The organism is Pseudoponticoccus marisrubri, assembly GCF_001482405.1.
Lineage (GTDB): Bacteria > Pseudomonadota > Alphaproteobacteria > Rhodobacterales > Rhodobacteraceae > Pseudoponticoccus > Pseudoponticoccus marisrubri.
Genome location: NZ_LPXO01000007.1, coordinates 5,001 through 22,275, shown reverse-complemented (window position 1 = coordinate 22,275; position 17,275 = coordinate 5,001). Strand labels below are relative to the sequence as shown.

At 70.1% G+C, this 17,275-nt stretch carries 19 protein-coding genes (1 of these 19 running past the window's edge); 3 read left to right on the top strand and 16 right to left on the bottom strand.

Features of this window, described 5'->3' with window-relative positions; genetic code table 11:
* Position 1 precedes the first annotated feature (1 nt).
* Positions 2–2,062, top strand: coding sequence for a BON domain-containing protein (locus AVJ23_RS12635; protein WP_058862568.1), 2,061 nt, complete (start codon positions 2–4; stop codon positions 2,060–2,062).
* On the opposite strand, the gene AVJ23_RS12630 is transcribed toward AVJ23_RS12635, so the two are convergent.
* Positions 2,059–3,240, bottom strand: a complete 1,182-nt coding sequence (locus AVJ23_RS12630) for a TIGR03862 family flavoprotein (RefSeq protein WP_058862567.1) — start codon at positions 3,238–3,240, stop codon at positions 2,059–2,061. The two genes, AVJ23_RS12635 and AVJ23_RS12630, sit on opposite strands and share 4 nt — an antisense overlap.
* Positions 3,237–4,562 carry a mechanosensitive ion channel family protein gene (locus AVJ23_RS12625; RefSeq protein WP_058862566.1) on the bottom strand — a complete coding sequence of 442 codons (1,326 nt, stop codon included), beginning with the start codon at positions 4,560–4,562 and terminating at the stop codon, positions 3,237–3,239. Before AVJ23_RS12625 ends, AVJ23_RS12630 begins: the two co-directional genes overlap by 4 nt.
* Positions 4,563–4,627: 65 nt before the next feature.
* On the opposite strand from AVJ23_RS12625, the gene AVJ23_RS12620 reads away from it, so the two are divergent.
* Positions 4,628–4,924 carry an HNH endonuclease family protein gene (locus AVJ23_RS12620; protein WP_058862565.1) on the top strand — a complete coding sequence of 99 codons (297 nt, stop codon included), beginning with the start codon at positions 4,628–4,630 and terminating at the stop codon, positions 4,922–4,924.
* A gap of 87 nt (positions 4,925–5,011) precedes the next feature.
* Complete coding sequence (locus AVJ23_RS12615; RefSeq protein ID WP_058862564.1) at positions 5,012–5,827, top strand: WSC domain-containing protein; 816 nt, start codon at positions 5,012–5,014, stop codon at positions 5,825–5,827.
* 14 nt (positions 5,828–5,841) lie between these two features.
* Here the strand turns inward: AVJ23_RS12615 and AVJ23_RS12610 are convergent, their stop codons facing one another.
* The 14 genes from AVJ23_RS12610 to AVJ23_RS12545 form a co-directional block, all read right to left on the bottom strand.
* On the bottom strand, positions 5,842–6,747 hold the full coding sequence (locus AVJ23_RS12610) for a metal ABC transporter substrate-binding protein (protein ID WP_058862563.1): 906 nt from the start codon (positions 6,745–6,747) through the stop codon (positions 5,842–5,844).
* Positions 6,735–7,070, bottom strand: a complete 336-nt coding sequence (locus AVJ23_RS12605; RefSeq protein WP_058862562.1) for a hypothetical protein — start codon at positions 7,068–7,070, stop codon at positions 6,735–6,737. Before AVJ23_RS12605 ends, AVJ23_RS12610 begins: the two co-directional genes overlap by 13 nt.
* A complete protein-coding gene (locus AVJ23_RS12600; protein ID WP_058862561.1) occupies positions 7,067–7,837 on the bottom strand; it encodes a DUF4198 domain-containing protein in 771 nt (256 codons plus the stop codon). Before AVJ23_RS12600 ends, AVJ23_RS12605 begins: the two co-directional genes overlap by 4 nt.
* Before the next feature lie 26 nt (positions 7,838–7,863).
* Positions 7,864–9,033 (bottom strand): ABC transporter permease, encoded by a 1,170-nt coding sequence (locus tag AVJ23_RS12595; RefSeq protein ID WP_058862560.1) that lies wholly within the window; start codon positions 9,031–9,033, stop codon positions 7,864–7,866.
* Positions 9,030–9,695 (bottom strand): ABC transporter ATP-binding protein, encoded by a 666-nt coding sequence (locus AVJ23_RS12590; RefSeq protein WP_058862559.1) that lies wholly within the window; start codon positions 9,693–9,695, stop codon positions 9,030–9,032. Before AVJ23_RS12590 ends, AVJ23_RS12595 begins: the two co-directional genes overlap by 4 nt.
* On the bottom strand, positions 9,695–10,279 hold the full coding sequence (locus AVJ23_RS12585; protein WP_058862558.1) for a hypothetical protein: 585 nt from the start codon (positions 10,277–10,279) through the stop codon (positions 9,695–9,697). The genes AVJ23_RS12590 and AVJ23_RS12585 overlap by 1 nt, the downstream gene beginning before the upstream one ends.
* A 207-nt stretch (positions 10,280–10,486) precedes the next feature.
* The gene (locus tag AVJ23_RS12580; RefSeq protein ID WP_058862557.1) at positions 10,487–10,876 is read right to left on the bottom strand and encodes a hypothetical protein; all 390 of its coding nucleotides are present in this window, start codon (positions 10,874–10,876) and stop codon (positions 10,487–10,489) included.
* 3 nt (positions 10,877–10,879) lie between these two features.
* A complete protein-coding gene (gene csgH / locus AVJ23_RS12575; RefSeq protein ID WP_058862556.1) occupies positions 10,880–11,278 on the bottom strand; it encodes a curli-like amyloid fiber formation chaperone CsgH in 399 nt (132 codons plus the stop codon).
* Positions 11,279–11,354: 76 nt separating this feature from the next.
* On the bottom strand, positions 11,355–11,792 hold the full coding sequence (locus AVJ23_RS12570; protein ID WP_058862555.1) for a hypothetical protein: 438 nt from the start codon (positions 11,790–11,792) through the stop codon (positions 11,355–11,357).
* Positions 11,793–12,186: 394 nt separating this feature from the next.
* Positions 12,187–14,430, bottom strand: a complete 2,244-nt coding sequence (gene ptsP / locus AVJ23_RS12565; RefSeq protein ID WP_058862554.1) for a phosphoenolpyruvate--protein phosphotransferase — start codon at positions 14,428–14,430, stop codon at positions 12,187–12,189.
* Between the two features lie 155 nt (positions 14,431–14,585).
* Complete coding sequence (locus AVJ23_RS12560; RefSeq protein ID WP_205626857.1) at positions 14,586–15,824, bottom strand: aspartate kinase; 1,239 nt, start codon at positions 15,822–15,824, stop codon at positions 14,586–14,588.
* A gap of 161 nt (positions 15,825–15,985) precedes the next feature.
* Positions 15,986–16,633, bottom strand: a complete 648-nt coding sequence (locus AVJ23_RS12555; protein WP_058862553.1) for an SDR family NAD(P)-dependent oxidoreductase — start codon at positions 16,631–16,633, stop codon at positions 15,986–15,988.
* 3 nt (positions 16,634–16,636) lie between these two features.
* Entirely contained in the window at positions 16,637–17,071 is a 435-nt protein-coding gene (locus tag AVJ23_RS12550) for a DUF1178 family protein (protein WP_058862552.1), read from the bottom strand.
* Between the two features lie 52 nt (positions 17,072–17,123).
* On the bottom strand, positions 17,124–17,275 hold the 3' portion of the coding sequence (locus tag AVJ23_RS12545) for a 3-deoxy-D-manno-octulosonic acid transferase (RefSeq protein WP_058862551.1). 1,084 nt of this gene lie beyond the right edge of the window; 152 of the gene's 1,236 nt are visible here — the last part of the coding sequence; its start codon lies beyond the right edge, outside the window; its stop codon occupies positions 17,124–17,126.

Sequence of the window (17,275 nt, the reverse complement as noted above, 5' to 3'; positions counted from 1 at the left end):
GATGCGCGACATCCTGGCCATGCTGGCGATCATCGCCGCGGTCGTCGGGCTGGGCGTGTTCCGCGTGCCCGACGAGGACGCGCTGGTCGCCGCCGGCATCCGCGCCGCGGCCGAGGGCGCGGTCTACCAGGCCCGCCACCCGGTGCGGATCGCGGTCGAGGGCCGCACCATCACCGCGACGGGCCGGGTCGAGAGCGCAGCCGAGGGCGCCGCGCTGGTCGAGACGCTGGAGGCGCTGGACGGGGTCGAGGAGGTCGTGGCCGACTGGACCGTCCTGCCGCAGGTGGCCCCTTTCGTGCTGGCGGGTGTCAAGGACAGCGAGGGCGTGACTCTGTCGGGCCATGTCCCGCAGGCCGGGTTGGCGGCGGAGCTTGGGGCTCTGCTGGACACCGAGGCCGATCTGCCCCTTGGCGCCGGCGTGCCCGATGCCGACTGGAGCGCGGTCGCCCTGCGTGCGGCCAAGGCGCTGACGATCACGCTGGAGGGGCGCTTTGCGCTGACCGACCGGGCGCTGGTGCTGGAGGGGCAGGTGCATCTGCCGGACGACCGCGCCGCCGTGCAGGCCCTGCTGGCCGACCTGCCCGAGGGCTATGCGGCGGAGCTGAGCCTCGACACCGTGGATGACGGCACGCCTTACGCGCTGCTGGTCACCCGCTCGGACCGGCTGGGGCTGGAGATCCGGGGCAAGCTGCCGCCCGGCTTCGACAAGGCCGCGCTGGACGCGCTGGGCCCGGCGCAGCACCTGCAACTGAGCCACGCGCCCCTGCCGCTGGACAGCCCCGGCTTTGCTCAGGCCGTGGCCGCTGCGGTGCCGGTCTTTGCCCAGCTGCCGCGCGGCAGCCTGTCCGTCGCGCCGGGGACGGTGACGCTTAGCGGCGGGCCGGTGGGCGCCGGGGTGCAGGCGCAGCTGGCCGACCTGCGCGCGGCGCTGCCGCCGGGCTACGCGCTGCATGACGCGCTGGTGCCCGAGGATCCCGGCGGTCCGCTGGCGCTGCGCGTGACATGGGACGGGCAGGCGCTGGCCTGGGAAGGGCGCGTGCCGCGCGATTTCGCGCCCGCGGCGCTGGCCAACGCGGCCGGAGCCGGGCTGGGGGCCGTCACACTGGAGCATGCGCCCTATCCCGACCTTGCCGACTGGGGGGCGCCCCTGGGCGCCGGGCTGGACGCGCTGACCCGCCTGCGCCGCGGCGTGCTCGAGCGTGACGCGACCGGCCTGCGGGTCGAAGGGCTGGCCGCGGATCCGGCCGCGCGACAGGCGGCGCGGCGCGCGCTGGACGGGGTCGGGACACTGGCTGTCGACCTCGCCGATGACGGCGCGCCGCCGGGCTTCACCCTGCGCTACGATGCGGGCGCGGGCGCCTCGGTCACGGGCAAGCTTCCGGCCGGGCTGTCCCTGCGCGCCATGGCCGAGGCGCTGGGGCTGGAGCGCGTGCGCGGCACGGTGCGCGTGGCGCCCACCGGCGACGGCGCGGCCGTGCTGCGCCTGCTGAAGGAGATCGCGCCGAGGCTGGTGCTGCTGGATCGGGCCGAGCTGGTACTGGAGGCGGGCGCGCTGCGCGCCACGCTGGAGCTGACGCTGGGCGTGCCGGTTGCGCCGGTCGCGGCGGACCTGCCCGAGCGCGTCACCGTTCGCGCCGCCGTAGCGCCCTTGTCGGGCACGCGGCGCACCCATGTGCTGCGGGATGAGGGGCAGGTCTTTGTCGACGGGTTCTGGTTGCCCGAGCCGGGTTTTGCGCCTGCGCGCGACAGCTGCAACGCAGCGGGTGCGACGCTGCCCGAACTGGTCTTTGCACCCGGCGCGCTGAGCCCCGCGCCCGAGGCGGTCTGGCCGCTGGCCCGCATGGCGGCGATCCTGCGCGCCTGCACGCGGTTCGCGGATCTGTCGGCCGAGATCGAGATGCAGATGGGCAGCGCCGCGCTGCCGGCGCTCAACCGCCAGCAAAGCCGCCGCCGGGCCGAGGCGCTGCGCGCGGCGATGATCGACCGTGGCGTCGATCCGGGCCGGCTGAGCGCGCGTGGCCGCGTGGCCGAGGCCGACCGGGTCGTGCTGCGCTTCGACTAGGACGCGGCCAGCCAGCGGGCCGCGTGCTGCCCGGCCCAGAGCCCGGTGGCAAGGCAGCCGGTCAGCAGGTAGCCGCCGGTGGGCGCCTCCCAGTCCAGCATCTCGCCGGCGCAGAACGTGCCGGGGCGGGCGCGCAGCATCAGCCCCGCATCCAGCGCGTCGAAGGGCACACCGCCGGCGGTCGAGATCGCCTCGTCCATCGGGCGCAGCCCGGTCATCGGCACCGGCAGCGCCTTGAGCGCCGCGGCCAGCGCCTGCGGGCCGTCGGGCAGGGGGCGCAGGCATTCGTTCATCAGCGCGCGCGCCTGCGGCGACAGGCCAAGCGCCTTGCGCAGCATGTTGGCCCGGCTCTGCTTGCCGCGCGGCCGGTCGAGCCGCGCCGCCAGCGCGGCGGTGTCGAGATCGGGGGCGAGGTCGATGCGCAGCGCATGGCCGTCGCGCAGCGCCGGGGCCAGCGGGTAGAGCCCGCCGCCCTCGAGCCCGCGCGCCGAGAGCACCGCCTCGCCGCGCGACACGCGGCTCCCGGCGCGGAACGCCATGCCCTTGAGCGGCGCACCGAAATGCGGCGCCATATGGGACGACCAGTCCACCGCGATCCCGACATTCGAGGGCGCGAAGGGCGTCACCGGCAGGCCCGTGTCGCGCAGCGCCCCGGCCCAGGCGCCGTCCGAGCCGAGCCGCGCCCAGCTGGCCCCGCCCATGGCCAGCACGGTGACCTGCGGGGTCAGCCGGACCGGGCCCCCAGGCGTGTCGAACAGGGATGCGTCACCCTGCCAGCCGGTCCAGCGCCAACGCGTGCGGCGCGTCACGCCCTGTGCGTCCAGCCGCGCCAGCCATGCCCGCAACAGGGGCGAGGCCTTCATCGCGCATGGGAAAAGCCGCCCGGTCGAGCCGGTGAAACAGGGCTGGCCCAGCCCCTCGGCCCAGTCGCGCACCGCCTCCGGCCCGAAGGCCTGCAGCATGGGCCTCAGCGGCCCGGCCGCCACGCCATAGGCGGCGAGGAAGTGCTCGAACGGCGCCATCTTGGTCAGGTTCAGGCCGGATTTGCCGGCCATCAGGAACTTGCGCGCGACCGAGGGCTTGGCATCGGCCAGCGTCACCGGCACGCCCGCCGCCGAGAGCGCATCGGCCGCCATCAGGCCGGCGGGCCCGGCGCCGATCACCAGCGCGCCGCTCATGTCTCGGCGGGCTGGCGCAGCTCGACCACGCGGTGCGGGTAGGGGATCTCGATCCCGTTGTCGCGCAGCGCGTTCCAGATCAGGAAGCCCACGTCCGAGCTGTACTTGTGCCGCCCGTCATCGATCCCGGCGACCCAGAACTCGACCGCGAACTCGACGCCCGAGTCGCCGAAGCCGCGCAGCTCGCAATCGGGCGGGAAGGGGTCGTCCAGCACGTCGGGGTGGGTCGCGACCGCGGCCTCGATGATCGGGGGGACGCGGTTGATGTCGGTGTCGTAGCTGACCGAGAAGGGCACCTCGTAGCGGTTGGTGGAGCCCTGGTCGGAATAGTTGATCACGCGGGTGGTGATGAAATCCTCGTTCGGCACGACGATCCAGCGCCCGTCATAGGTCTCGAGGATCATGGCACGGGCGGTGGTCTGCACGATCGTGCCGGCCATGCCGTTGTCCAGCTCGACGAAATCGCCCACCGTGGCCTGCCCTTCCAGCAGCAGGATCACGCCCGAGATGTAGTTCGACGCGATCTTCTGCAGGCCGAAGCCCAGGCCCACGCCGATCGCGCCCGACAGCACCGCCAGCGAGGTCAGCGGGATGCCCACGATGTTGAGCAGCAGGAAGAAGGCGACGGCGAAGATGGTGAACTCGGCCGCCTTGGCCGCCAGTTGCCGCGTGGCCGGGCGCATCTGGTCCTGTTTCGAGATGTAGCTTCCGGTCTGGTCGTTGGACCAGCGCCCCAGCCAGAACAGGATCGCCCCGGCGATCACGCCGCGGATCACCGCCATCACGGTGAACTCGATATTGCCGAGGCTGACGGTCATCTCGTTCAGCCGCGCCGTGGCCACGTCCAGAAGCCCCAGCGCGTAAAGCGCCATGACCGGCAGCAGGATCACCCGGCCCAGCAGCTTGAGAAAGCCGTCGGTGACGATCTCGCGCACGAGGATGCGGGCAGCCAGCAGCAGGAAGAGCCGCTTGCCGAAGGCGATCACCGCCCCGGTGCCGAACACCGCGCGCGTGGCCTGTTCGCCGATCGCGGTGAAGGCGAAGGCCAGGAGCGGCAGCAGCAGCGGCACGAAGACCAGCAGGAAGCGGCGCAGCGTGGCCAGCAGCGAGCTGCGCCCCGCCGGCGGGGTCAGCAGGCGTTCCATCGCCGGGCGCAGGCGGCGGGTCAGCAACCATGCCAGCAGGAAGGCAGCCAGCAGCAGGCCGAATTGCGACCAGGCGGCGGGCGACATCAGCCATCCCTTGGCAATGTCCCAGCCCTGCACCGCGTAGGCGGCGCCGCGCTGGATGATCTCGGGCTGCGAGGCGAGGTCGAAATTCATGCCGGGCTTGATCCTGTGCGGGCGTGCGCCACTGTCATGCCCCGAGCCCGTGAAAGGCACAAGACATGACCGACCCGATCTGCCCGCTCTGCGGCCGCCCGATCCCGCCCGGGGTCCGGCAGAGCCTGCATCACCTCGTGCCCAAGCTGAAGGGCGGCAAGGGCGGGCCTGTCGTGCGCCTGCACCAGATCTGCCACAACGAGATCCATGCCCGCTTCACCGAGGCCGAGCTGGCGCGCGAGGTCAACACGGTCGAGGCGCTGCGCAGCCATCCGCGCATGACCGGCTTCCTGGCTTGGGTCGCCAAGCGCCCGCCGGAATTCCACAAGCGCAGCGCCGGGGGGCGGCGCAAGCGGCGCTAGCACGCGCCGCGCCCGGCGTGATGCAGATCAAGGCCCTGCCGGTCCGCTCCGGGCCATCCTTGCCCCGGCAAGAGAGGGAGGGTTTCCATGAGATCGATCGTTGCACTGCTGAGCATCTGCCTTGTGCTGGCCGGCCCGGCCGCGGCCGAGTTCGAGGCCACTGCGCCGGACGGGCGCACCGTGATCCTGTCGGAGGATTTTACATGGCGCTACAAGGCGCCCGCGCCGGTGGCAGAGGGGGTGGTGGTCGACAACTGGAACCGCGGCGCCTGTGGGATGACGGGGCAGGCGGCGTTCACGCTGGCCACCGGCACCGAGGTGTCGCAGCTGGTCACCTGGTACAACTGGCCGGCGGGCCAGCAGAGCGCCCCGGCCAGTTTCCATGATGGGCGCGGCGCCACGGTGCTGGTGGGCCAGATCCGGCGCGGCGCCTGCGACATCCACCAGCCCGAATGGTGCGAGGGGGTCTTCGATCTGGGGCGCTCCCTGCCGGCCGGAAGCTACAGCCTGTCGGTCACCCCGCCGCGCATCTGCCAGAACGCGGGCTCGGGCGGGCAGGGCTTTCTGCGGGTCACGGGGCGCGCTGTCGGTTCGACCACGCCGCCACCGCCGCCCGCTGCGACGACGGCCGGGCAGTACCTGGGCTGTTTCAAGGACGAGGCCGACCGCGATCTGAGCGTCTTCATCATGGAAGGGCCGGCGATGAGCGCGGCGGTCTGCATCGCGGCCTGTGCGGCAGAGGGCTATGCCTATGCCGGGACGCAGTACGCGTCGCATTGCTTCTGCGACAACGACTATGGCCGCTATGGCTCGTCCGAGGCCTGCGACATGCCCTGCACCGGCAAGGCCGACGAGATCTGCGGCGGCACCTGGGCCAACAGCGTCTATGCCACGGGCCGCTGAGCCCGTGGGCAGTGTCAGGGGGTGGCGGCTGTGCCGAGCGCGGTGACGGCTGCGCGGAAGGCCTCGAGATAGCTGCCGTCCTCCGGCGGGGTGGCCAGCGGCGGGAAGACCACGCTGGTCAGGCCCAACTCGTCGGTGGCGGTCATTGCCTCGGCACCCGGGTCGGCCTCCCAGATCAGGATGCGGGCACCGCGTTCGGCGGCGAGGTCGGACAGGGCCTGAAGCTGGTCGGCATCGGGCGTCGCGCCCGCGTCCCAGTCCAGCGCCGCGATGTCCAGCCCGTAGGCGCGCGCAAGATATTGGTAGCGCGGATGGGTGGCGATCATCGGCACCGTGCCGGCATCGGCCAGCGCATCGCCTGCGGCGGCATCGAGGGTCTCCAGCTCACTGCGCAGCGCGTCCAGCCGGTCCTGCACCGCATCCGCGGGCGCGAGGCCACGGGCCGTCATGGCGCGGGCCACGGCCTCGGCCTGGGCGATGGCCAGGTCCGGGTCGAGCCAGGTATAGGCGGCGGTGCCCTCGTGCGAATGCTCGCCCCCGTCGCCATGGCTGTGGGTGATGCTCTGGGTCGAGATGAACCGGTCCGACAGCCCGTCCGAGCTGTTCACCAGCTTTGAGCGCGGCAGGGACACGCGGTCCACCCACGTGGCGAAGCCGGCACCGTTCAGCAGGATCAGGTCGGCCGATTGCACCGTGCTGATATCGGCGATGGCGGGGCGCCAGAAGGACGGGTCGACGCTCTCGGGCACAGGGTAGATCACCTCGGCCGCGTCCCCGGCCAGCCGCTCGGCGAAATAGGCCAGCGGGTAGTTCACCGCGACGATGCGCGCGCGCTCCTGCGCCATCGCGGCCCCGGCGGCCAGGAGAAGAAACGCCGCAAGCAGCAGGCGCGGGGTGGTGGTCGGGATCAGCTTCCGCATTTGCGTGCGATGTCCTCGGGGGTCAGGATCCAGTAATTGTCATGCCCGCCGGTATCCACCTCGATCATCAGCCCGCCGGAATAGTCCAGCGACTCGAGCGGGATGCGCGCGGTGCCATCTTCGGCCAGCGGCAGCGTGGTCAGCAGCGTGTTCTGGCCGTCCAGAACGCGCACCTCGCCCTGCTGGGCGACCCGGCCGGAGGAGAATTTCGCCTCGACCAGCACGGTCTCGCAATCGACCGAGGCGAAGACGACCAGCTGGTGGGCTGCCGCACCGATCGGTGCGGCAGACAGCAGGGCGGCTAGGGCGGCGGCGCGGATCACTGCCCGGTCCAGCCTTCGAAATGCACCCAGATCACGGCGCCCAGCTCGACCGCCTTGTCCTCGCCCTCTTGCGGGAGGGTGTAGTCGGCGGTGTTGAGCGCGGCAAAGCCCCACCAGCCCTCGGACGGCGGCGCATAGGTGAAGACGCCGTTCTCGTCGGCCTTGACGGTCTGGGTGATCATCAGCTCGTCCGGGGCGGTGGCGCCGGCGGTGTCGTTCAGGAACTCGACCTCGACCTCGGCATAGGGCACGGCTTCGCCATCCATCTTGACGATTCCCTGGAAGACATTGCCTTCCCACAGGCCAAAGGGCTTGGACAGCGGCACGATCTCGGTCTTGAGGCCCAGCTCGGTATCCCAGCCCTCGTCATCGCCATAGGCGGTCACGTAGGTCTTGGTGTAGTGGATGATGAAGGCATCCTCGGCCGGCTCCCAGTAGGGCTGGGGCTCCATGGCAAAGATGTAGGTGCCCGGGCGCTCCAGCGGGTAGTCCAGCGTGAAGCCCGCGTCATCCATCACCGTCGCCTCCTGCAGGCTGCCCAGCAGGTCGGTCGTCTCGCCCTCATGGGTCACGCTGAAGGCGACCGGGCGGTCGAGCATCATGCCGTCCATCTCGAACGGGTGCGAGAAGGACATGGTCAGCCCGACGCTGCGCCCGTCTTCCTGGCTGACCATCGGATCGCTGGGAATAATCATGCCGTAATGGGCCAGCGCCGGGGTGGCGGCGACGAGGCCGGCCAGCGTGGCCGAGAGAAGATGACGTTTCATGCAAAAATCCTTTGTCCGAGACCTGTTCACGAGCCGAGCGCCAGCAGGAACCCGACCCAGCTTTCCGCGTTCCGTGAGACGACCACGGCGCCCGCCATGGCAAAACCGCCTGCGACAAACAGTAGCGTGACGGTTTCTGCTGCCAAGAGCCGAAGCACCATCCCGCGCCGCGCGCCCAGCTTGACGGCGGTGGCGATCTCGCCGGCGCGCAGCCGGTAGCTGAGAAAGACCGCCAAACCGATCGCGGCCAGCGCGGCCACGGCGATGATGGCCGTGACCACGTCCAGCAATGTCTTGATGCGGAAGATCCGGTCCACCAGCCCGCGGATCACCCCGGCCGGCTCGACCAGCTGGGTCGGGCTTTCGGGGTCGAGATAGCGGCCCTTGAGGATGGTGCCCGAGCGCGTGTCATTGGGCACCACGATCACCGAGGAGGCGGGGAAGTCGTCCTGGCTGCCGTGGAAATGGAAGCTCTCGATATTCTCGGGCGTGATGCGCTGGTATTGCACCACGGCCGCATTGGCCAGCGCATCGGTGCCCGAGGCGATGTCGGCGGCGGTGACCACGTCCTCGTGACCGTGGCCGATCCCCTGGATCACCCAGGCGGTCTTGATGTCGACGAAGATCGCGTTGTCATCGGGGGTGTTGGTGGGCGCCAGCACGCCCACGATGGGCATTTCCAGCGGGTAGACCCCGTCGAGGTCGAACAGGTTCTCGGGCGCCGAGACCAGCGCGTCGCCCACGCCCTTGTCCAGCGCCTGCGCCACCTCGGCGCCGATCACCGCCTCGCCCAGCAGGGTCAGGCCGCGGCCCTGCGCCACCTCGAGATCGCGGAAGCCGAAATAGTCCAGCGTCGTGCCAACGATCCGGAACCCGCCCGAGGAAAACGCCGTGTGCAGCGGCAGGGGCATGGCCAGCCCGCTGTCCCAGATCGCCTCGACCTGGGACATGCGGATCGGGTCGGGCCGTTCGTCCGAGAAATAAAGCGCCGACATGGTCAGGTCGAGCTCGGAGCCGCGCGCGCCCAGTACCAGCGGCGTCGCCTCGCCCCGGGCCACCAGCGCGCGTTCGCTGGTCGACAGCAGGATCTGCGTCGCGGCCGGCACGAAGAGGATCAGCGCCGCCACCACCACCAGCACCGCGCTGCGCGCCCAGTGATAGCGCAGATAGGCATAGGCAAGGAACAGCGCGTTCATGCCGGGGTCTCCTGCCGGTACTGCGCGAAGTCCAGCACGCGTTCGAAGCGCGGCAGCAGCTCGTGGTCATGGGTCACCGCCAGCACCGCGGCGCCGGCCTCTTCGGCCTGCCGGAAGAGCAGGTCGAGGATGCGCGCCTTGCTGTCGGGGTCGAGATTGCCCGTCGCCTCGTCGGACAGGACCAGCCGGGGGCGCGTGACCAGCGCCCGGCAGATCGCGACGCGTTGCTGTTCGCCCTGGCTGAGCGCGGCGGGGTGGCGGTCGAGCTTGTCGCCGATGCCGCAGGCCTCGGCCAGCGCTTCGGCCCGGTCGCGCGCGGCGGCATCCAGCACAAGTGCGGGGGTGATGCGGTAGGGGTAGAGGATGTTCTGCCGCGCCGAGAGATAGTCGAGCAGCGCGAAATCCTGAAAGACGAAGCCGATGCGGCTGGCGCGGAAGCGGCGGCGCAGGGCGTCCGACATGCCCGTCACCTCGGTGCCCGCGACGATGATGCGCCCGCTGTCGGGCACGAGGATCCCGGCCACGAGGTTCAGCAGCGTGGTCTTGCCGCTGCCGCTGGGCCCGACGATGGCCAGCTTCTCGCCATCGGCCAGCGACAGCTGCGGGATCGCCAGGCGGAAGCCGCCGCGATAGCCGAAGCCAAGGTTCTCGACCTCGACCATCAGTTCGTCTGCGGCGCGAGAAAGGTCTCGCCGGCCGCGTCCCGGTTGACATCGCGCAGGGTGAAGCCGGTGATCTTCCACGCATCCGCGACCGGCGCGATGGTCAGGTCGGCGCTGTAGGTGTTGCCGCGGACATGCAGGTGCTCGGCATGGCCCACGGTCCCGATCACCTGCCACGAGGCATCGACGGCCAGCGCCCGGGCCTCGTTGCGCACCTGGGCATTGAGCAGCTTGATCTCGTGGATCGTCTGGTCGGCCTCGTCCAGCCCGCCCCCGGCCATGGCGCCGACCCGTTCGAGATAGAGATATTCCAGCGCCTCGCCATCGGTGACGCGGGCCAGCGTGTCATAGATCTCGTCCTCGTCGGTGCGGGCGAACGCCTCGTAGACGACCAGCAGCAGCGCGGGGGTCAGGTCGAAGAAATTGGCGCGCGCCGTCTCGACCGTCATCGGGTCGAGCCCGGGGGCGGTGAACGCCGCGGTGCCGTCGCTGCCATCCCCTTGCGGCCAGAGGAGCAGGGCCCCGGCGACGGCCAGCCCCGCGACCCCGAGGCCGATTGCTCCGATCAGACTGGAACGGCCCATGCGTGCCCTCACCTATCACCCTGTCCGCCATGGCCTCCGGATCGGGGGCCTGCGGAACTCTTGCTACAGACAGGATAGGAATCGTCAGGGCATTTCAAGGCAGCTCTCTGCAATCGTTCCGGGCGACCGGGTCGGGGGCTGGGTTTCGGGCCGGCCCCCGGACGCGGCACGGGCCGGCAGCCGCATGGGGCGGCTGCCGGGGGGATATCACCAGCCGTGTTGGATGGTCATGCCCGTCAGGCCCTCGCCATCCTGGCGGATATGGGCCGTGGTGCCCTTGCCGAACTGGTAGAGCGCGTAGGAATTGTTGCGCCCGGTCTGGGTGATGCTGCCCTCGTGGTTCTTGCCGTGCTGGACGATCGTGGCCTGGTGTCCGGGTCCGGTCTGGAACAGCCCGGCGGCATTGCCGGTGCCGTGCTGGATCACCTCGCCGCTGGGGCGGGTGCTGTTGCGCAGGTCATGCAGGTGCATGATGGCGCGCATCTGGGCGGCTTCCTTGGCGTTGCGCGGGCCGACATGCAGCGTGTACTGGCCGCCGGCCAGCGCCGGCAGGGCAATGAGCGAGAGCAGGGCGGCGAGAATGGTCTTGCGGATCATGGATCAGATCTCCTCTTGCGGGGTGCCGTTCACGAGCACGGGGCAGCGCAGGCTGCGCCCGCCGGTCTTCAGCGTCAGCCGCGCCTTCAGGTCGCGCGGGTCGCCGTTCAGCACGGCCTCGTTCAGGATGGCCGTCTCGCCGGGGCGCAGTTCGAACGCGCCGCTCTGGCTCATGTCGATGCTGCCGCCGGCATTGCGGCGCGTCAGCGTCAGGTCGTACTGCCCGGACAGGGCTTCGGGGCTTTGCGCCACGGCGCGGGCGGTCAGCATGCCCTGTGCGGTGTCGATCTGCAGCGCGCAGCGGGGCAGGTCCTCGCCCTCGGTCGCGGCGCCAAGCTGTAGCCCGCCGAGGGTGGCCAGCACGGCAGCGATGCCGGCAAGCGTGGGAATGCGATGGGACATTTGGGGTCTTCCTGGCTGGGGGTGGGGCAGGCGGGGCGGATGCGTGCCGCGTGGCGGCACGCATCAAGGCGCCGGGTCAGTCCTGCACGATCACGGTGACATTGCCGCGGCCGTGCTGGGTGGTCGTGGCGGTGTTGCCGCGGCCCGACTGGATCACGCCGATGGCGTTGCAGCGGCCGCGCTGGTCGACATCGGCCAGGTTGCCGCGGCCGAACTGGGCGATGCCCATGACGTTGCAGCGGCCCTGCTGGTTGCCATAGGCCTCGTTGTGGCGGCCGTGCTGGCCGACGACGGTGCGGTTGCGGTGGCCGTCCTGCATGTTGATCGTGGTGTTGGCATAGCCGTTCTGCTCGACGCTAAGACGGTTGCGGCTGCCGTATTGCGAGGCGCCGATCGCGTGGTCCTGCCCCCACTGGTCGAGGCGGACCGAGTTGCCGCCGGCCTGAACCGAGGTGCCGCCGATGACGATCAGGGAAACGATGGAGGCCGATTTGATGAAGCTGGCGAATTTCATGGTCTGGTCCTTTGTGTCCGTGCCCTTTCGGGGCGTGTTCAAGCTCTGGCCCGGTGCGGTGCGTCGTGGCCCGAACCGGTGATCCAGAGATGCGGCCAGACCCCTGTCGCGCTCAATATCGGGCGCCGGTTATCCGCTGTCCGAGGGGGCGCGGGGCGCGTGTTTTCGGATAACCGTCAGGGAAATCCGTTTTATATCAATGGACTGAAAGGGTGGGGTGTCGGCGCGCCGGTCTGGGTGCCGTGGCCGCCCGGGCCGGTGCCATCCGTTGACAGCGGCCCATGTGCCGGGGCCGCGGGCCCCGGTCATCGATGACGGCCGGTTCGGCCGGGCAATGGCTGTCCGGCCGCCTTGAGTGATTCCATCTGAAAGGCGGGACACGGCCCGCTCGCGCTCAGCCGGTGTCGCGCAGGTACTGCATGACGGCCTCGCGCACCGACTGGTCGCCGCGGGCGCGGGCCTCGTCGATCACGGCCTTGACCTCGTCCAGCCGGGTGCGCAGCAGCAGGCTTTTCACCGGGCCGATGGAGGCCGGCCGCATGGACAGCGAATGGATGCCGATCGCGGCAAGGCAGAGCGCCTCGATCGGGCGGCCGGCATCCTCGCCGCAGAAGCTCAGCCGCGTGCCGCTTTCGGCGCAGCGCGCGACGATGCCTTCGAGGAAGGTCAGGAAGGACAGGTTGAGCATGTCGTAGCGGCGGCGCACGCGCTCGTTCTCGCGGTCGGCGGCAAAGAAGAACTGCTTGAGGTCGTTGCCCCCGATCGAGATGAACTCGACCTCCTCGAAGAACTTGCGCGAGGCAAAGGCGAGGCTGGGCGTCTCCAGCATCGTGCCGACCTCGAGCGTCTCGGGGATGGCGTGGCCAAGGCGCTTTTCGCGGGCCAGCACCTTGTCGACCTCCTCGCGCGCCTGCGAGAATTCCTGGTACTGCGCGATGAAGGGGAACATGATCGAGAGCGGCCGGCCATTGGCGGCGCGGAACAGCGCCTGCAGCTGCATGCGCATCACGCCGGGGCGGTCCAGTGCCACCCGGATCGCGCGCCAGCCAAGCGCCGGGTTCGGCTCGTCCTGCGGCTTCATGTAGGGCAGGACCTTGTCCGAGCCGATATCCAGCGTGCGGAAGACCACGCGCTTTCCCTGCGCCGCGTCCAGCACCCGCGCGTAAAGCTGCGCCAACTCGGTCCGCTTGGGCATCTTGTTGCGGATCAGGAATTGCAACTCGGTCCGGAAGAGGCCCACGCCCTCGGCGCCCGAGCTTTCGAGCGAGGGCAGGTCGGCCATCAGCCCGGCATTCATGGTCAGGGTGACGCGCACCCCGTCGGCGCTGGTGCAGGGCGTGTCGCGGATCGAGGCATAGCGTTCCTGCGCCTCGGCCTTCATCGCCATCTTGTCACGGAAGGCGGCGGCCACGCTGTCATCGGGGCGCAGGTGCACGATGCCCTGGTCGCCATCGACCAGGATCTGGTCGCCGTTCAGCGCCTCGTCGGTGATGCGGCTGGCATGGATCACAAGCGGGATCGCCAGCGCGCGGGCGACGATGGCGGCATGGCTGCCGACCGAGCCCTCTTCGAGCACCACGCCCTTGAGCTTGCGGCCATAATCCAGCAGCTCGCCCGGGCCGATATTGCGGGCGATCAGGATCGGGTCGGGCGGCATTTCCGAGCCGGTCTCGGAGCCCTGTCCGGTCAGGTTGCGCAGCAGCCGGTTGGACAGGTCGTCGAGATCGTGCAGCCGCTCGCGCAGGTAGGCGTCGGTCACCTGGCCCATGCGGGCGCGGGCCTGGCTCTGTTCCTTCTCGACCGCCGCCTCGGCGGACAGGCCGCGGGCGATGTCCTCTTCCATGCGGCGCAGCCAGCCCTTGGAATTGGCGAACATGCGGTAGGCTTCCAGCACCTGCACCTGGTCGCTGTCGCCGCCATTGGCGCCGGCCAGCATCTGGTCGACGCTGACGCGCAGACGCTCGATCGCCTCGTTCAGGCGCTGGCGTTCGGTCTCGGGATCGTCGGTGACGAGGTTGGTGACCACCACGCGCGGCTCGTGCAGCCAGACCTGCCCCATGGCCGCGCCTTCCTGCCCGGTGCCGCCGCGGAACAGGACGGGCTGGGTGTGGCGCGCCTTGAGCGCCGCGCCTTCGCCGACAAAGGCGCCCAGCTCGGCCATCTCGGCCAGCACCATGGCGACCACTTCCAGCGCATAGACCTCGTCCTCGGTATATTGCCGGGCCTGCTTGGACTGCACGACCAGCACGCCCAGCTTCTCGCCCAGCCGCTGGATCGGCACACCGAGGAAGCTGGAATAGATCTCCTCGCCGGTCTCGGCCATGTAGCGAAAGCCCGGCTCGGACGGGGCATCGGCCGAGTTGATCTGCGTGCCGGTGCGCGCGACGCGGCCGACCAGGCCTTCGCCCAGGCGCATGCGGGTCTGGTGCACGGCCTCGGCCTTGAGACCCTGCGTGGCGCAGAGCTCCAGCGTCTCGGCATCGCGGAACAGGTAGATCGAGCACACTTCGGTGCCCATGGAATCGGCGGTCAGGTGGGTGATCTTGTCGAGCCGCGCCTGTCCGGCGGCCTCTTCCGCCATGGTGTCGCGCAGGCGGCCGAGCAGCTTCCGGCTTTCGGATTCGGTGTTGGTCGGCATCGTGCCGCGACTCCCTTCATGCGCTCGGGCACCAGCTATAGGCGAGTTGGCGGGGCGAGGGAAAGAAACAATCCCCGGCGCGCCCGCCCGGTGGCGCGGCGCGCGCGTGTCGGCCCGGTTGTGCCGGGCCCGTGTCCGCGTTTCTGTGCTGGGTCTCAGCCGGCCTTGTCGAGCTCGAACGCGTCGTGCAGCGCCTGCACGGCCAGTTCCATGTACTTGCGCTCGACCAGCACCGAGATCTTGATCTCGGAGGTGGTGATGACCTGGATGTTGATGCCCTCGTCGGCCAGAACCTTGAACATCTTGGCGGCCACGCCGGCATGGCTGCGCATGCCGATGCCCACGACCGAGATCTTGCACACGCCGGTATCGGCCAGCACCTCGGCGAAATTGATCACGCCCTCGTCGCGGGCCGCGGCCAGCGCCTTTTCCGCCCGGGCCACCTGGTTGGTGGGGCAGGAGAAGGTCATGTCTGTGCGCCCGTCTTCCGAGATGTTCTGCACGATCATGTCGACGTTCACGCCGGCCTCGGCCAGCGGCGAGAAGATCGCCGCGGCGATGCCCGGACGGTCGGCGACCGACACGAGCGTCATCTTGGCCTCGTCGCGGGAATGGGCCACACCGGCCACGACATTGCTTTCCATGATGTCCTCCTCGTCGCAGACGAGCGTTCCCGCCTCGTCGGACTGTTCCTCGAAACTCGACAGCACCCGCAGCCGCACCTTGTAGCGCATGGCCAGTTCGACCGAGCGGGTCTGCAGCACCTTGGCGCCCAGGCTGGCCAGTTCCAGCATCTCTTCGAAGGCGATGCGGTCGAGCTTGCGGGCCTTCTCGCAGATCCGCGGGTCGGTGGTGTAGACCCCGTCCACGTCGGTATAGATGTCACAGCGCTCGGCGCCGAAGGCCGCGGCAAAGGCCACCGCGGTGGTGTCCGACCCGCCGCGACCCAGCGTTGTGATGCGGCCCTCGGGGCTGATGCCCTGGAAGCCGGCGACCACGGCCACCTTCATGCCCTCGGCGAACTTGGCGGTGATGTTCTCGGGCGGGATTTCCTCGATCCGGGCGCTGGCATGGGCATCGGAGGTGCGCACCGGCACCTGCCAGCCCTGCCAGGACCGCGCCGGCACGTCCATCTCCTGCAGGGTCAGCGCCATCAGCCCGGCGGTCACGTTCTCGCCCGAGGAGACGACGGCATCGTATTCGCGCGCGTCGAACAGTGGCGAGGTCTCTTCGACGAAGCCCACCAGCTTGTTGGTCTCGCCCGACATGGCCGAGACGATGACGATCACGTCATAGCCCTTGGCCACCTCGACGCCGACGCGCTTGGCGGCACGGCGGATGCGGTCCAGCGTGGCGACCGAAGTGCCGCCGAATTTCATCACGAGAACGGGCATGGGCAGTCTCACCTGTCTGATCGTCGCGCCATTACTCGGCACGCAACATGCGCGCAAGGGCGCAAGTGACGCGGGGGCGGGGGCTGTTGCAGGAACGTCCCCGTTGCGGGCCCCGGGGGCGGGCCCTCAGCGGTGGCGAGAGGGGGGGGACGGGTGTGGCGTCAGAACGGGTGTGCGCGCCCGTCCCAGGTCTCGAAACAGCCGGTAGTCTGCAGCGACAGCGCGTCGAAGCGCGCCGCAAGCCCCTCTGCCGCCTCGTCGACCGAGATCTCGGCCGTCTCGCCGCCCATGTCGGTGCGCACCCAGCCCGGGTGGTAGACGCCCACCGCGATATCGAGGTTTTTGAGATCCATGGCGAGGTTGCGCCCGAGGTTCAGCACCGCCGCCTTGGAGGCGCGGTAGATATAGCTGCCGCCCGGCGCGCGCGTATCCGAGCCCATCTGAGAGCCGATGATGGCGATGCGCGGCGTGTCGGAAAGCTGCAGGTTGGGCAACAGCGCCTGGACGGTCAGGAACACGCCCGTCACGTTCACCGCGAAGGTCTGCGCCCACATCTCGGCGGGAAAGCCGTCGGCGAGGTTCTGGCCCTTGTCGGGATAGATGCCGGCATTGCAGACCAGCGTGTCGATCGCGCGCCCCTCCAGCTGCGTCGCCAGCGCGCGGTGCGAGGCCGGGTCGGTCACTTCGAGTTGCAGGTATTCGGGATGGTCGCGCGCCGTGCCCAGAACGGTGTCGCCCCGCGCGCTGAGCGCCCGGTCCAGCGCGGCGCCGATGCCGCGGCCCGCGCCGGTGATCAGGACCGTCGCCATGGCTCAGTTGCTCCGCCGCGACGGGGTGAAGGGCAGGGGCGCGATGGGCACGCCTTCCTCGGCCAGTGCCTTGGCCTCGTCGGCGCGGGCCTCGCCCCAGATCGGGCGCTCGGGCGTCTCGCCCACATGCATGGCGCGCGCCTCGCGGGCGAAATCGCGCCCGACATAATCGGAGTTTTTCTCGACATGGGCCTTGAGCGCGGCCAGCGCCTGCTCGGCCGGGGACTTGGGTTGCGACAGCGGTGTCTTGGCGGGGGCGGGCGGCTGTGCCTCGCCCGAGGAGACGCGCGGCGCCATCATCGCCTTTTCCACCTCGCTCGATCCGCACACGGCACAGGAGACGTGCCCCGCCCGGCGCAGCTTGTCATAGGCGCTGGCCGACTGGAACCAGCTGTCGAAGCGGTGCCCCTCGGCGCATTTCAGCGTGTACTGGATCATCTGTCTCTTCCGTTCGTCGCGAAGCCTCAACATAACCTCGCGCGCGCGCGTATCAATATGTGTCGCGGTCGCAGGGCGGCAGCAGCGAGAGGATCGTGTCGGTCAATCCCGCCACGTCGGTGTCCTGCCGCAGGGCCGTCTGCGCCCGGGTTCCCAACGCGGATTGTGCCTCGGCCCCGGCCAGATCGGTCAGTGCCTGCGCCA